A 14,507-nucleotide genomic window follows, 5' to 3' on the forward strand; every position below is an offset into this window, starting at 1 on the left:
CCGGGCCTGGCCAGCATGAGGGCATGACTGGCATCACTTCCCCGGGCTTGATTCCGATCTCCACCATCACCGGCGACCCGGTGGCGCGCGTCGACGCCGACGCCACGGTCGCCGACGTCGCGCGGGCCATGGTCGCCCACGACGTCGGGGCCATCGTGGTCGGTCACGACGAGCGTCCCGCCGCCCTGCTCAGCGAGCGCGACATCGTTCGGGTGGTCGCGGGTGGCAGAGACCCGGCGACGGTCCCGGCCGCCGAGGTCGCCAGCACGAAGCTGGTGTGGAGCGGCGACGCGGCCACGGTCAACCAGGTGGCGGCTCGGATGATGGACCGCTACATCCGACACGTCCTGGTGGAACACGACGGGGCGCTGGCCGGCATCGTGTCGGCCCGCGACCTGCTGGGTGTGCTGAGCGGCTTCGACGCCGATCTCGATTCGGCATGAAACGACGAGCCCTGGCCGCCCTCGTCGGTGGGGGCCTGGCCGGGCTGACGGGTTGGGACCTGCTGCAGCGGCGGCACGCCATCCTGCGCAACTACCCGGTCGCCGGCCACCTGCGGTTCCTGCTGGAGGCGGTGGGCCCCGAGCTGCGGCAGTACATCGTCACCGACAACGACGCGGAACGGCCGTTCAGCCGCGACCAGCGGCGCTGGGTGTACACGTCGTCGAAGTTGGCCAACCGGTACTTCGGCTTCGGCACCGACAACGACCTGGAGCGGGTGCGCAACTACCCGATCATCAAGCACGCTGCCTTTCCGGTGCCGGCACCCCACGGCGAGCCCAACCATCCCGACCCGGCCACGCCGCTGCCGGCGGCCAAGGTGCTCGGCGGTGCGCGCGGCCGGGCCCGGGCCTTCCGGCCGTCGTCGCTGGTGAACGTCTCGGCGATGAGCTTCGGCTCGCTGTCCGGCGCGGCCATCACCGCGCTGAATCAGGGTGCGGCGTTGGCCGGCGCCCTGCACACGACCGGCGAGGGCGGGGTGTCGCCGTATCACCTCAACGGCGGCGACCTGGTCTGGCAGATCGGCACCGGCTACTTCGGTTGCCGCAACGACGACGGCACGTTCAGCCTGCCCCGCCTGATCGACGTGGTCGCGGCCACGCCGTCGATCCGCGCCATCGAGATCAAGCTCAGCCAGGGCGCCAAGCCCGGCCTGGGCGGCATGCTGCCCGGCGCCAAGGTGACCCCTGAGATCGCGGCGATCCGCGGCATTCCGGTCGGAGAGGACTGCAAGAGCCCCGCCGGCCACTCCGCGTTCCGCGACGTCGACGGGCTACTCGACCTGGTGGAGACCATCGCCGGGGAGACGGGGCTGCCGGTGGGAATCAAGTCGGCGGTCGGCGAGGGGTCGTTCTGGCTCGAGTTGGCGGCGCGCACGGCCCGCACAGGCCGCGGCGTCGACTTCGTGACGGTCGACGGCGGCGAGGGCGGCACCGGCGCGGCCCCGCTGGTCTTCAGCGACCACGTCGCCCTGCCCTTCAAGTGGGGCTTTCCCCGCGTCTACCGGGCCTTCGCCGAGCAGGACCTGGCGCAGGACGTGGTGTTCGTCGGCTCGGCCAAGCTGGGGATCCCCGAGAATGCCCTGCTGGCGCTGGCCATGGGCTGCGACATGATCAACGTCGCCCGAACCGCCATGTTCGCCATCGGCTGCATCCAGGCCCAGCGCTGCCACACCGGCCGGTGCCCGTCCGGCGTCGCCACACAGTCACCGTGGCTGCAGCACGGCCTGGACCCGGCGCTGAAGTCGGTGCGCTGCGCCAACTACCTCGCCACCCTGCGCTTCGAGCTGGTGACGCTGGCGCGCGCCTGCGGCTACGTCCACCCCGCGCTGGTGCCGCTGGACGCGATCGAGTTGCTCGACGTCGACCTGAAGACCGTGGTCGCCGACCAGCTGTTGGACTACCGGCCGGGCTGGGGACTGCCCGGTGCGGCCGACGTCGAGGCGATCACGGCCCTATGCAGTTAACCGGGTCTGCATCATGCGGTTGCGCACGATGTGCTCGACGAGGATCGGCACGAAGGTCTGGATCGGCGCGTCGACGAATTGCTCGGCGGCCTGTTCGCACCACTGCCTGATCTCGGAGCTGCGGTGCTCGTCGGCGCGCCCCTCGTGCCGGGCCAGCTTGTCCGCCACATCGGCCACCGAGCGTGCGACGGTCGACCGGCCGGCGGCCGGGTCGGCATCGGGCCGGCGCGCCTCGGCCAGGGCTTGCAGAGCGACATCGGTGCCGGTGTCCGGCCGGATGACGTGCAACGTGATGTGGCCGCCGTCCGCGTCGAACAGCACGACGCTGGCCGGTTCGTCGCTACCGAAGCCGAGCAGGTCGATCGTCTGGCCCGCGACCTGCACCTGCGCCGGCGTCGCGTCCCAACCGTGCCGGTGGTAGCCCACCATGACCACGCGCCCCAGCCGGTCGGCCACCGACGCCAGCAGCTCCGGCAACTCGTCGGCCAACCGCGTCGAGCGCGGCCACCAGGCCCCGTCCAGGTGCTCCGTGGTGGCGCGATAGGGCTTGAGCTGCAATCGATCGTCGGACACGATGACAAACCTGGCGGACCCAACTGTCCGGCTGGTTGAAGATAGTGAAACGGCCGGTTGTCCCGAAGCGAATGAAGGGAGTCATGTCGTGAGCGAAGACAACGCGCTGGTCATCGTCGCCGGATACCAGGACCTCGAGGCGGCGCGGCGCGACTTCGCGGCGCTGACCGCCGCGGTGCTGGTCGGCAAGGACGCCGACGGCAACGACATCCTGCAGGATGCCGGAAAGCTGCTCGCCGGCCCAGGGCTGATCGACCGCCGCATCAAGAGCGCGCTGGCGGAGCGCATCGGGTCGGCGATGGCGGCGGGCAGCGCCGTGATCATCACCGTGACGCCCGCCGCGGGCCGGCTGGCCGTGGAGCGCAAGCTGTCCGGCTCGCCGATGAAATCGGTCGCGGAGCTGCGCCGTTCGACCCCGCGGGGCCTGAGCGCGGCGCTCGGCCAGGCGATGGAGAAGTTCAACCCCGACCGCACCCGCCTGCCGCTGCCGCAGCGCGGCTTCGGCGGCACGGTCGGGCGCACCGTCGCGGAGTCCGTCGGCGACTGGACGATCGTGCCCGGCGCCGCCGCGCCCGAGGGCGCGCCCAACGTGCTGATCGTGCTGATCGACGACGCCGGCTTCGGCGGCCCGGACACGTTCGGTGGCGGCATCCGCACGCCGACGCTGTCCCGGGTGGCCCAAAACGGGTTGGCCTACAACCGCTTCCACGTCACCGCCGTGTGCTCGCCGACCCGCGCGGCGCTGCTGACCGGGCGCAACCACCACCGCGTCGGCTTCGGCTCGGTCTGCGAGTTCCCCGGTCCCTACCCAGGCTATTCCACGGTCAGGCCGCGAAGTTGCGCGTCGCTGCCGCGAATCCTGCGCGACAACGGTTACGTGACAGGCGCTTTCGGCAAGTGGCACCTGACCCCGGACAACGTCCAGGGCGCGGCCGGGCCGTTCGACAACTGGCCGATCGGCTGGGGATTCGACCACTTCTGGGGTTTCCCGTCCGGCGCGGCGGGCCAGTATGACCCGATCATCAGCCAGGACAACTCCGTGATCGGCATCCCCGAGGGCCGGGACGGCAAGCCCTATTACTTCCCCGACGACCTCACCGACAAGGCCGTCGAGTGGCTGCACACCGTGCGCGCCCAGAACGCCACCAAGCCGTGGATGATGTACTACTCGACCGGCGCCACTCACGCCCCGCACCACGTCGCCGCGGAATGGGCCGACAAGTACCGGGGCCAGTTCGACGAGGGCTGGGATGTGTACCGGCAGCGGACCTTTGAACGGCAGAAGGAGCTGGGGATCATCCCGCCCGACGCCGAGCTGACGCCGCGCCCGGACCTGTTCCCCGCCTGGGACAGCCTGTCGGAGACCGAACGCAGGCTCTACGCCCGGCAGATGGAGGTGTTCGCCGGGTTCTCCGAGAACGCCGACTGGAACGTCGGCCGGCTGCTGGACGCCATCGAGGGCCTCGGCGAGTCCGACAACACGCTGGTCTTCTACATCTGGGGCGACAACGGCGCCAGCATGGAGGGCACCAACACCGGCTCGTTCAACGAGATGACCTTCCTCAACGGCCTCGACCTGCCCGCCGAGCGGCAATTGGAGCTGATCGAGCAGTACGGCGGCATCGAGGCGCTCGGCGACGAGTTCACCGCCCCGCATTTCGCCAGCGGCTGGGCGCACGCCAACAACACCCCGTTCCAGTGGGGCAAGCAGATGGCCAGCCACCTGGGTGGCACCCGCGACCCGATGGTGGTCGCCTGGCCGAGCCGGATCCGCCCCGACGGCGGGCCGGTCGAGGTGCGCAGCCAGTTCGCGCACTGCATCGACATCGCGCCAACGGTGTTGGAGGCCATCGGTTTACCGCAACCGTCCAGCGTCGACGGCTTCGAGCAGGAGCCGATGGACGGCACCAGCTTCGTGTACACCTTTGCCTCGAACGAGGGGGAGGCGCACGAGGAACGCCACACCGTGCAGTATTTCGAGAACTTCGGCAGCCGCGCGCTGTACAAGGATGGCTGGTGGGCCTGCGCCCGGCTGGACAAGGCGCCGTGGGACCTGTCGCCGCAGACCATGGCGCGGTTCGCGCCGGGGACCTACGACCCCGACAAAGACATCTGGGAGCTGTACTACCTGCCCGAGGACTTCTCGCAGGCGAAGAACCTGGCGGCCCAGCGGCCGGACAAACTCGAGGAGTTGCAGCGGCTGTGGTGGCAGGAGGCCGAGCGAAACCGGGTGTTGCCGCTGCTGGGTGGGCTCGCGGTGATGTTCGGCGACCTGCCGCCGTTGCCGCCCACCGCGCGCGTCACCTTTCAAGGCGGGGTGCAGAACATCCAGCGCGGCATGGTGCCGCGCATCTTCGGCCGGTCCTACGCGATCGAGGCGCGGCTGGTAGTGCCCGACGACGGCGGGCAGGGCGTGATCGTGGCCAACGCGGACTTCATGGGCGGCTACGCGCTCTGGGTCGACGAGGGCCGCCGGCTGCGGCACACGTATTCGTTCCTCGGCATCGAGACCTACCGGCAGACATCCACCGAGCCCATCCCCACCGGCGACGTCACCGTGCGCATGTTGTTCGAGACGGCGGCGCCCGTCGTCGGTTCCGGCGGCCGGGTCACGCTGTGGGCCGACGCGGGGTCCGGCGCCCGGCAGATCGGCGAGGGTGAGCTGCCGCAGACGGTGACCCTGGCGTTCACGTCCTACGCCGGGCTGGACGTCGGCCGCGACAACGGCCTGGTGGTCGACCGCGAATATGAGGACAAGGCGCCGTACCCGTTCACCGGCACCGTCAAGGACGTCACCTTCGACCTCAAGCCCGTGCCTCCCGCCGCCGAACGGGCGCTGCACGAGCACGCGTCGGTGCAGGCGGTCGGCCGGGGCGCTGGGTTATGACGAGGGGATCTGCGACTTGTGCCGCGGGCAGTACGCGTCGATGCTCGCGCCGACGAAGAACCCGGAATGGTAGGCGGGCATGTTGCTGCTCATCAGCACGTCGTTCACCACGTCGTTGACCGGCACACCGTTGTCGAGCTTCGTGCAGACGAAGTGACCGGCCTCGATCGCGTGCGCCGACGACGTGTGGTCGGTGATGCCTTCGGATTTCAGCGACGTGAGGAACTTGTCGTCGGTGGCGTCGGCGCGGGCGATCGGGGCTACTGCCAGTAGGCCGATGAACGCGGCCGCCACGGCGCCTGTGAGGCGCATCAACATTTGGGTGCTCCCTGTCAACGCCGGCGGTTCGATTGAGTTGCCACAATTCTCGCGGCGCCGCGACCGCACTTCCAGGTAAGCGGGTAGTTGTACATATTTTGTTCACCCGTCGGACAACTTCGCGCGGGCAAGCGTGCGTGAAAGTTGCATACGGTGTGTCAGCCTGCGTTGAACAAAGGAACTGAATTGCAACTCAACCGATTTAGTGCCTTGGCGTGCGTGCTGCCCGCCGTCGCGTTGGTGTTGGCCGGCTGTGGCAGCGACAACAAGGCGAGCGCGCCGAGCGGCGCGTCGGGCACTTCGGGGGCTCCGGCGGCGAACGTGAGTTGCGGCGGCAAGAAGGCCCTCAAGGCCAGCGGGTCGACGGCCCAGGCGAACGCGATCACCTCGTTCGCCAAGGCGTTCGGCCAGGCCTGCTCGGGGCAGACGCTGAACTACACGCCCAACGGCTCGGGCGCCGGGATTCGCGAATTCACAGGCAATTTGACCGATTTCGGCGGTTCGGACTCGCCGCTGATACCGGCGGAGTACGCCTCGGCGCAACAGCGCTGCGGCTCGCCGGCGTGGAACCTGCCGGTGGTCTTCGGCCCGATCGCCATCACCTACAACGTGCATGGTCTGACGTCGCTGGTTCTCGACGGTCCGACCGCAGCCAAGATCTTCAACGGCGCCATCACCACGTGGAACGACCCCGCGATCCAGGCGCTGAACTCGGGTGCCGCCCTGCCCGCCGAGCCGATTCGCGTCGTCTTCCGCAGCGACGAATCCGGAACGTCGGACAACTTCCAGCGCTATCTGGACACCGCCGCGAACGGCGCGTGGGGCAAGGGTGCCGGGAAGACGTTCAACGGCGGCGCCGGGGAGGGCGCCATGGGCAACGACGGCACCGCCGGGGCCGTCAAACGCACCGAGGGCGCGATCACCTACAACGAATGGTCGTTCGCCATCGCCCAGCATCTGGACATGGCCAAGATCGTCACGTCGGCCGGCCCGGAACCGGTGGCGATCAGCGCGGATTCGGTGGGCAAGACGATCGGCTCGGCCTGGATTGTCAACAAGAACAACGACCTTGTCCTCGACACGATCTCGTTCTACCGCCCGAACCAGCCCGGCGCCTACCCGATCGTGCTGGCGACCTACGAAATCGTCTGCTCCAAGTACCCCGATCCCCAGGTCGGCACCGCGGTGAAGGCCTTCCTGCAGAGCACCATCGGTGCAGGTCAGAGTGGCCTAGTGGACAACGGTTACATCCCCATCCCGGACGCATTCAAAGAAAGGCTCGCGGCGGCGGTCAACGCGATCACCTGATAAATGTTCGTGGGAACTTTCCAATGAAGTCAAAATAATGTTCCCAAAAATCTCCAATGAGAGTCATTCTAGGATGCTATGGAACTCTTAGGCCTGCCGCCCGAGATCACCTCGGCGCTCATCCACTCCGGCCCCGGCGCGGAATCGCTGCTCGAGGCCGCGGGCGCGTGGCAGCAACTCGGCGTCGGACTCGAGGATTCCGTACCGCTGTACGCCTCCGCGGTCAATTCGCTGGCCGAGCAGTGGCAGGGGGTCGCGTCGGCGGCGATGGTCAACGCGGTCGAGCCGTATCTCGGCTGGATGCGCAGCACCGCGCAGCTCTGCCAGCAGCTCGCCGTGGCCGCGCAAACCGCGGCGGCGGCATTCGGTTCCGTCCTGGCGCAGGTCGTCACGCCCGCCCAGGTCGCCGCCAATCGGACGCAGCTGGCGCAATTGCTGGCCACCAATGGGTTTGGCCGCAACGTCGCGGCCATCGCCGAGACCGAGGCCCAGTACGAGCGGATGTGGGTGAACAACTCGTCAGCGATCTCTCGCTATCAGGCGGCGTCGGCGCAGGCCACCACGCTGCCCACGCTCTTCTCGACGCCGCCGGAGATCGTGAGTCCGCAGGGCACGAGCGCGCAGGCCGCCGCGACGTCAACCGCTCAGGCCGCGGCGGCGACTTCCGCTGCGGCCGGTGACTCGCCGCTGGACGTGCTGCTGCAGTCGCTCGGCGTCACCTTCGACCCCAACTCCGGCTGGTTCGGATTGGCGAACACCTACCTCAACCAGTTCATCTCGTCGGGCTTCCCGATCAACATGCTCAGCTACTTCGCGCAGTTCACGTCCGCGCAGGCGTTGCAGGCGGTGGCCCCCGAAATCGGCCAGGGTCTGTCGGAGGGGGAGTCCGCGCTGGGTGCGTCGGCGGCCAGCCTGTCCGACGCGGCCAGGGCGCTCGGCTCCGTGGAGGCGTCGGCGCCGACTGCGTTGGTGGGCGCCGGGTTCCCGCTGGGCAGGATCATGGCGCCGCCCGCGGTGGTGGGGCTGCTGCCCGCGACGCAGACGCCGGTGCAACTCGCGTCGGCGGCAACCCCGCTCGCCGCCAGCGACGCCGGGTTCGGCATGCTGCCGCCGCTGATGCCGCCGCCGGTCACGGCGGGCAGTGGCTGGCGCAAGCGCAAGGACCCGAAGTACGAGGACCTGGCGATGGGCCTCGAGGTCAAGGGGACCGTGGTGCGCCGCAATCCCTCAGCGGGCTGACCGTTCCCGCAGGCGCTCGGGGGTGCCCTTGAGTTCGGCGATCTCGGCCATGCCGCTCAAAATGCCCTGGTCCACTGCCGCGCCGGGCGAGGCGGGATAGCTGGCCGTCGGCTCGCAGTTGCAGCTCAGGTTGCCGAATGCGCCCGAGTCGGCGCCTGACGGCGACGCCAGTGCTCCCGACGCTCCGAGCATGATCGCGGCGCTGAGCACTACTTTCCTGATCAAAGAACGGTTCTCCGTGCTAGTTGTTGGCCGGGCGTCCACCTGCTGTTGCCCTACCAACCTAGCTCGCGGCGAAACCGCGCAGGTTGCCGTTGTGTTTCACTTCGGCTTCGGTCGCCGGCGGGTCAGTCCTGCGGGGTGAACTGCGGGCAGTACGACTTGATGCTCGCGCCGACGAAGTAGCCGGAGTGGTAGCTCGGCATGACGCTGCTGTTCAGCACGTCGTAGGCGACCTCGGTGGGGGACATGCCGCTTTCGAGCTTCTGGCAAACTGTGTGGCCGGCCTCGATGAGGTGTGAGGACGATATGTGGTCGGTGATGCCCTCGGTCTTGAGCATGCTGATGAATTTGTCGTCGGCGGTGTCCGCGGAAGCGGTCGCGACTGAGGCCAGCGGGCCAAGCAGCGCAGCGGCCAAAACCAGTAGGCGGATAACCATTTTCGGTGCTCCCTGAAATGCGTTTGCGTATCTGAGCAGTCCCCGTTGGACGCGTCAGTTCTTGGATTTGATACTCGTCGGCCGCGGCGGTGGTCGCAACCGAGGTGCGCCGTCGGCGGGCAGTTGACATGATCTGTTCATCTGCCGTCCATATGTGTTCAGCAAATGGATACCTGGTACACGGTTTCCTATGTGTTCAGCATGCGGCGGGGCCGTGACTGCCGGGGTTTCCGCAGCTGACGACGGACGTCGCGCACCTAGGAATCAAATGTGAGAGTTCATAGATTGGCCTCGCGCGGTGGGGCCGTCCGGGCGCGGGCGCAGGCGGTGACACTACCAAGCCCGGCCACCGGTCGCCATACAACCTGCCCGCCCTGCTCGGTCGGTGGCGACGATCGGTAACTTGACGGCATGTCCTGGGCGCGAGTGCTGTCGCTGACCATCTCGGTGGCCATCTCGGTGGCCGGCGCGGCGTGCCTCGTCGGCTGCGGCGCGCCGCAGGTCCAGGCGTCGTCGCGGGAGCAGTTCGGGACATTCGCGTTCGGCGGCCTGAACCGGACGTACACGGTGCACGTGCCGCCGGGCCCGCCGGTGGGACTGGTGCTGAGCCTGCACGGCGGCGGCGGCACCGGCACCGGTCAGCAGGGCCTCACCGACTTCGACGCCGTGGCCGATACGAGCAATCTGCTGGTGGTCTATCCGGACGGTTACGACAAGAGCTGGGCCGACGGCCGCGGGGCGGCCCCGGCGGATCGTCGCCATCTGCACGACGTCGACTTCCTGGTCGCTCTGGTGAACAAGCTGCAGAACGACTTCAACGTGCCGCACGGGCACGTCTTCGCCACCGGCATGTCCAACGGCGGGTTCATGTCCAACCGGCTGGCCTGCGAGCACGCCGACGTCTTCGCCGCGATCGCGCCGATCTCCGGAACCCTGGGGGTAGGCGTCGACTGCAATCCGTCCCGGCCCGTTTCGGTGCTGTTCGCGCACGGAACCACCGATCCGGTGGTTCCGTTCGATGGCGGCAACGTGCGCGGACGGGGCGGCATCAGCCACTCCATCTCGGCGCGGAACCTGGTGGGCATGTGGCGGGTGGCCGACGGATGTCAGGGCGAGCCGGAGGTCGAGGTGCTGCCCGACGTCGGCGACGGGACCCTGGTGCGCCGCTTCGCCTCCACGAGCTGCGCGGCCGGCACCGAAGTGGTCTTCTATCAGATCGACAACGGCGGGCACACCTGGCCGGGCGGCAAGCAGTATCTGCCCAAGGTGGTGATCGGGGCCACCACGCGTGCGTTCGACGGGTCGCAGGCGATCGCGCAGTTCTTCCTCGCGCATGCCCGCGACTGACGGCGGCGAACGCGCCGTGTACAACGCGGAAACTGTGTCTTAACTACAGTTTTGGGCGATCGGCGGTGTTGTTACTATGCGGCATGCTTGCCCGGCAGACAGCGCCCCTACGGCTGATCGGTGTGCTGCTCACCGCTGCGGCGCTGGTGTCGGGATGCGGCGGTGACAACACCACCGCCGGACCGGATCCCACGGCGCCCAAGGTTGCCTGCGGCGGCAAACCGACGCTGAAGGCCAGCGGTTCGACCGCCCAGGCCAACGCGATGACCCGCTTCGTCAAGGCGTTCGAAGAGGCGTGCCACGGGCAGTCGCTGAACTACACGCCCAACGGGTCCGGCGCCGGAATCAGCGAATTCATGGGCAACCAAACCGATTTCGCCGGCTCCGACTCGCCGCTGAACAAGGACGAATACGCCAAGGGGCAGCAGCGCTGCGGCTCGCCGGTGTGGAATCTGCCGGTGGTCTTCGGCCCCATCGCGATCGCGTACCACGTCAACGGCGTGAGCTCGTTGAACCTCGACGGCGCGATCGCGGCCAGGATCTTCAACGGCGGCATCACCGCATGGAACGATCCCGCGATCCAGGCGCTGAACCCGGGCGTTACGCTGCCCGCTCAGCCGATCCGCGTCGTGTTCCGCAACGACGAGTCCGGCACCACCGACAACTTCCAGCGCTACCTCGACACCGCGTCCAACGGCACCTGGGGCAAGGGCGCCGGGAAGAAGTTCAACGGCGGCGTCGGTGAGGGGGCCAAGGGCAACGACGGCGCCGCGGCCGCCGTGCAGGCCGCCGAGGGGTCGATCACCTACGTCGAATGGTCGTTCGCGCAGGCGCTGCACCTCAACGTGGCCCAGGTGGTCACGTCGGCCGGGCCGGACGCGGTGGCGATCAGCGCGGCGTCGGTGGGCAAGACGATCTCGTCCGCCTTCTTCATCAAGCAGGGCAACGACCTCGCCCTCGACACGATCTCGTTCTACCGGCCCAACCAGCCCGACTCGTACCCGATCGTGCTGGCCACCTACGAGGTGGTGTGCTCGAAGTATCCCGATGCCCAGGCCGCGACGGCCGTGAAGGCGTTCCTGCAGAGCACGATCGGCGGCGTCCAAGTGGGCCTGCCGGACAGCGGCTATGTCCCCATCCCGAACGAGTTCCGGGGACGCCTGTCGGCCGCGATCAACGCGATCTCGTGACGGCGCGTTACGAGTGATGTCTGGGGCAGTAGGCGGCCACGCTGGCGCCGACGAAGAACCCGGCGCGGTAGCCGTCCAGGTTGCTGCTGCTCATCACGTCGTTGGCGACATCGGACTTCTGCCTACCGAGGTCGAGCTCGTCGCACACCTCGTGCGCGGCGATGATCGCGGCCTGCGGCGACGCGAAGTTGATGCCCTTCCCATGGATCGCGCCCAGGAACGCGTTGTCGATCGCGTCGGCCTGTGCGATCGGCGTCAACACCAGCGCGGTGCCCATCAATGCGACACCGAGCAGGGCGGGCCCAAGCGGGCGCGCAAGGCGAATGGTCATGGCTGGCACCTCCTGCGTAGCGGTGCTGACGGCAGCGCCTGCACGATGTACTTTTACCAGATTGAGACGTGCGCCAAACGTGATCGATCGGTATTGGTCGAGTGCCAAAGTTTGGAATTCGATGTGTGGTCACTTTGCGGATACCTGCCGGAAACCGGGGCGCCGGGTGTTCAGCGCTGGCAGGCCGGGCACCAGTAGGTGACCCGGTCGCCGGTGTTGTCGTAGGCGACGGGCGTGCCGCAGCGCCGGCAGCCCTGCCCGCTGCGGCCATACACCCACAGCTGCCGGCCCGCCCGGGTGTCGCCGGTGGTGCAGCGATTCCAGCGGAAGCGGTTGGCCCACAACATGTCCCGGGCCCGCGACACTAGCCGTCGCGGGTCGGCCACCGCGCCCACCGGCGCGGTCGGCAGGTGCCCGCTGAGAAAACACAGTTCGTTGGCGTAGACGTTGCCGATCCCGGCCAGCACCCGCTGGTCCAGCAGCGTCTCGGCGAGCGGCCGCCGCGGGTCGGCCGTGAGGTTCGCGGCGGCCAGGGCGGGGTTCCAGTCTTCGCCCAGCAGGTCGGGCCCCAGGTGTGCGACGGTCTCGGTGTCCTTTTCGCGCTCGAGGATCTCAAGTACGCCGAGGTCGACGCCGACGGCGCGGATGTCACCGGCCTCCAGGATGATCCGGGCCCGGTGGTCCACCCGCGGTGGACGGTCGCCCACCCTCCAGCTGCCGTCCATCTTCATGTGCGAGTGGATGCTGGCTGGCCCGACCCGGATGAAGAGGTGCTTGCCGCGGCTGAGCACCTCGTCGACGGCGTGCCCGCTGAGGTCGACGGTGGCATAACGGGGCACCCGGACGTCGCAGCGCGTCAGGATGCGCCCGGCCAGGTGCTCGCGCAGCTGCGCCGCGGTGTGCCAGACGGTGTCTCCCTCGGGCATGGTCAGCGCAGCCGCAACCCGCGCGGGGTGCGCGCGAAGCCCGCCTCGACCAGCGCGGCCGACACCGGGCCCGGCGCGCCGGGGTGCAGCACCGGCAGCCCGTCGACCCGCTCTACCAAGATCGACGCGACCCGCCGCGCCGCGACCAGGTCGGCCAGCGCCAGCGCGGCGGCCTGGTCGGCCGCGGGATCGGCGGTGAAGGTGAGCAGCGACCGCCCGCCCCGCTCAAGGAACCAGGCCAGCTGCCCGTCCACCAGCACCACCAGCGCGCCGGCCTTGCGGCCCGGCCGGGCCCCGGGGCCGTCGGCGCCCGAGGCGGGCCAGGGCAGCGCCGCGCCGTACGGGTTGGCCGGATCGGCCGCAGCCAGTACCAGCGCTCGGTATTCCGTCCGTTGCGGGTCCTGGAAAGAGCCCGGGTCGTCGCCGTAGCCACGCAGCCGGTCGACGGTCGACGCGACGGCGAACTGCGCGCCGCCCAGCGACTCCACGAAGTAGCCGCGCTGGCATCGGCCGGCGTCCTCGAACGCGCCCAGCACCTTGTACAGGGTGGCGAACCCGCCGGGCACCCCCTCGGCGGCCACGGCGCCCTTGGTCAGCACGCCGTGGCGGCTCATCAGCAGCTCGGCCTGGAAGTGGGCACGCAGGGTGGAGTCCGGCTCCGCGGCCGGCAGCGCCGACCAGCGGCCGGCCACCGTCGGGTCGGTGGTGCGGGCCTGCGCGTGCGCCACGCTGTAGCTGCTCAGGCGCGGCGGGCGGCGCCCCCGATGCGCCGGGGCGGACCGCTTGCGGGCGCCGGCGCCGGCGAGCGTGGCGCGCACCGGCGCGAAGGTGTCGCCGGTGATCCAGCCGGCCCAGATGAGCTCCCACAGCGCGGCCTTGAGCTGCCCCTCGGCCAGACCGTCGGAGGCCAGCTGGCGGAAGAAGTACGCGCCGCCGCCGGCCAGGGTGTCCAGGATCGCCCGGTGGGCGTCGGTGAACTCGATCTCGGCGGGCTGCACCAGCGTCAACGGCGCGGAATCGCTGGTATGCAACGCCACCCAGCCGTCGCTGCCGGAGATCGCCCCGGCGCCCGACCAGGTGACCTCTCCGGTCGCCAGCAGCTCGTCGAGCATGGCCGGCGCGTAATCGCGGACGCGGGGGGCCAGCACCAGCGACTCGAGCGCGGAGGCCGGTATCCGCACGCCCGCGAGCTGGTCCACGACCGACGCCAGCCGGTCCACCCCGGCCGGACCGGAGTCCGGCGTGCCGACCTGCTGCCAAGCCGGCAGGAACCGGGCATAGGCGGCGGTGCTGACCGGCTCGACCTGGGCCCGCAGCGCGGCCAGCGAACGTCGCCGCAGCATGCGCAGAACGTCGGCGTCGCACCACTGCTCGGTGCCGGCGCCGGTGTGGCCGTCGGAGGGGACCGTCGGGACCACGAAGTCGCCGCGCACCACGCGGCCGTCGGCCGCCAGCCGGCCCAGCACGTCGGCGGTGACCCGCAGCCCCAGCCCGAAACGGGTCGCGGCCTCTGCCGTCGTGAACGGGGTGCGGGTGCGCGCGTAGCGGCCCAGCAGCTCGCCCAGCGGGTCTGCGACCTCCTCGGTGAAGCTGGCCGGAACGCCGACCGGGACGGCCACCCCGACCCCGTCGCGCAGCCGGCCGATGTCCTCGATGGCCACCCACCAGGTGCGGCCCGCAAACGACACCGTCAGCGCGCGCCGCGCGGTCCGCAGGCCCTCCAGCCAGCCGCCCACATCATCGGCGCTGGCCCGCGCCGCGAT

At 69.6% G+C, this 14,507-nt stretch carries 14 protein-coding genes; 7 read left to right on the forward strand and 7 right to left on the reverse strand.

Annotated features, from left to right (window positions below; all coding sequences use genetic code 11):
* Positions 1 to 23 precede the first annotated feature (23 nt).
* Positions 24 to 443 carry a CBS domain-containing protein gene (locus tag AC5Y5V_RS29030; RefSeq protein WP_499942186.1) on the forward strand — a complete coding sequence of 140 codons (420 nt, stop codon included), beginning with the start codon at positions 24 to 26 and terminating at the stop codon, positions 441 to 443.
* Positions 440 to 1,966, forward strand: coding sequence for a glutamate synthase-related protein (locus tag AC5Y5V_RS29035; RefSeq protein ID WP_499942188.1), 1,527 nt, complete (start codon positions 440 to 442; stop codon positions 1,964 to 1,966). Before AC5Y5V_RS29030 ends, AC5Y5V_RS29035 begins: the two co-directional genes overlap by 4 nt.
* Here AC5Y5V_RS29035 and AC5Y5V_RS29040 read toward each other — a convergent pair.
* Positions 1,955 to 2,539 carry a DUF5994 family protein gene (locus AC5Y5V_RS29040; protein ID WP_499942191.1) on the reverse strand — a complete coding sequence of 195 codons (585 nt, stop codon included), beginning with the start codon at positions 2,537 to 2,539 and terminating at the stop codon, positions 1,955 to 1,957. The genes AC5Y5V_RS29035 and AC5Y5V_RS29040 overlap by 12 nt on opposite strands.
* An 88-nt stretch (positions 2,540 to 2,627) precedes the next feature.
* On the opposite strand from AC5Y5V_RS29040, the gene AC5Y5V_RS29045 reads away from it, so the two are divergent.
* Positions 2,628 to 5,426 carry an arylsulfatase gene (locus tag AC5Y5V_RS29045; RefSeq protein ID WP_499942194.1) on the forward strand — a complete coding sequence of 933 codons (2,799 nt, stop codon included), beginning with the start codon at positions 2,628 to 2,630 and terminating at the stop codon, positions 5,424 to 5,426.
* Here AC5Y5V_RS29045 and AC5Y5V_RS29050 read toward each other — a convergent pair.
* Positions 5,421 to 5,744: a DUF732 domain-containing protein gene (locus tag AC5Y5V_RS29050; RefSeq protein WP_499942196.1), complete on the reverse strand. Its 324-nt coding sequence runs from the start codon at positions 5,742 to 5,744 to the stop codon at positions 5,421 to 5,423. The two genes, AC5Y5V_RS29045 and AC5Y5V_RS29050, sit on opposite strands and share 6 nt — an antisense overlap.
* Positions 5,745 to 5,930: 186 nt before the next feature.
* On the opposite strand from AC5Y5V_RS29050, the gene pstS (AC5Y5V_RS29055) reads away from it, so the two are divergent.
* Together pstS (AC5Y5V_RS29055) and AC5Y5V_RS29060 are read left to right on the forward strand one after the other, a co-directional pair.
* The gene (pstS, locus tag AC5Y5V_RS29055) at positions 5,931 to 7,052 is read left to right on the forward strand and encodes a phosphate ABC transporter substrate-binding protein PstS (protein WP_499942198.1); all 1,122 of its coding nucleotides are present in this window, start codon (positions 5,931 to 5,933) and stop codon (positions 7,050 to 7,052) included.
* 78 nt (positions 7,053 to 7,130) lie between these two features.
* Positions 7,131 to 8,291, forward strand: coding sequence for a PPE family protein (locus tag AC5Y5V_RS29060; protein WP_499942200.1), 1,161 nt, complete (start codon positions 7,131 to 7,133; stop codon positions 8,289 to 8,291).
* Here the strand turns inward: AC5Y5V_RS29060 and AC5Y5V_RS29065 are convergent.
* Both AC5Y5V_RS29065 and AC5Y5V_RS29070 read right to left on the reverse strand, forming a co-directional pair.
* Positions 8,280 to 8,516: a hypothetical protein gene (locus tag AC5Y5V_RS29065; protein WP_499942202.1), complete on the reverse strand. Its 237-nt coding sequence runs from the start codon at positions 8,514 to 8,516 to the stop codon at positions 8,280 to 8,282. The genes AC5Y5V_RS29060 and AC5Y5V_RS29065 overlap by 12 nt on opposite strands.
* Before the next feature lie 122 nt (positions 8,517 to 8,638).
* Positions 8,639 to 8,950, reverse strand: a complete 312-nt coding sequence (locus tag AC5Y5V_RS29070) for a DUF732 domain-containing protein (RefSeq protein ID WP_499942206.1) — start codon at positions 8,948 to 8,950, stop codon at positions 8,639 to 8,641.
* A gap of 411 nt (positions 8,951 to 9,361) precedes the next feature.
* Here AC5Y5V_RS29070 and AC5Y5V_RS29075 point away from each other — a divergent pair, with 411 nt between their 5' ends.
* Complete coding sequence (locus AC5Y5V_RS29075; RefSeq protein ID WP_499942208.1) at positions 9,362 to 10,297, forward strand: CE1 family esterase; 936 nt, start codon at positions 9,362 to 9,364, stop codon at positions 10,295 to 10,297.
* 83 nt (positions 10,298 to 10,380) lie between these two features.
* A complete protein-coding gene (gene pstS, locus AC5Y5V_RS29080; RefSeq protein ID WP_499942210.1) occupies positions 10,381 to 11,487 on the forward strand; it encodes a phosphate ABC transporter substrate-binding protein PstS in 1,107 nt (368 codons plus the stop codon).
* A gap of 7 nt (positions 11,488 to 11,494) precedes the next feature.
* Here the strand turns inward: pstS (AC5Y5V_RS29080) and AC5Y5V_RS29085 are convergent, their stop codons facing one another.
* The 3 genes from AC5Y5V_RS29085 to AC5Y5V_RS29095 all read right to left on the reverse strand — a co-directional run.
* Positions 11,495 to 11,818, reverse strand: coding sequence for a DUF732 domain-containing protein (locus AC5Y5V_RS29085; RefSeq protein WP_499942212.1), 324 nt, complete (start codon positions 11,816 to 11,818; stop codon positions 11,495 to 11,497).
* A gap of 170 nt (positions 11,819 to 11,988) precedes the next feature.
* Positions 11,989 to 12,744 (reverse strand): endonuclease VIII Nei2, encoded by a 756-nt coding sequence (gene nei2 / locus AC5Y5V_RS29090; RefSeq protein WP_499942215.1) that lies wholly within the window; start codon positions 12,742 to 12,744, stop codon positions 11,989 to 11,991.
* Positions 12,745 to 12,746: 2 nt separating this feature from the next.
* Positions 12,747 to 14,507: Lhr family helicase (locus tag AC5Y5V_RS29095; RefSeq protein WP_499942217.1), on the reverse strand; the 1,761-nt coding region annotated here is incomplete at its 5' end.

The organism is Mycobacterium sp. NGS68 (genome assembly GCF_059812195.1).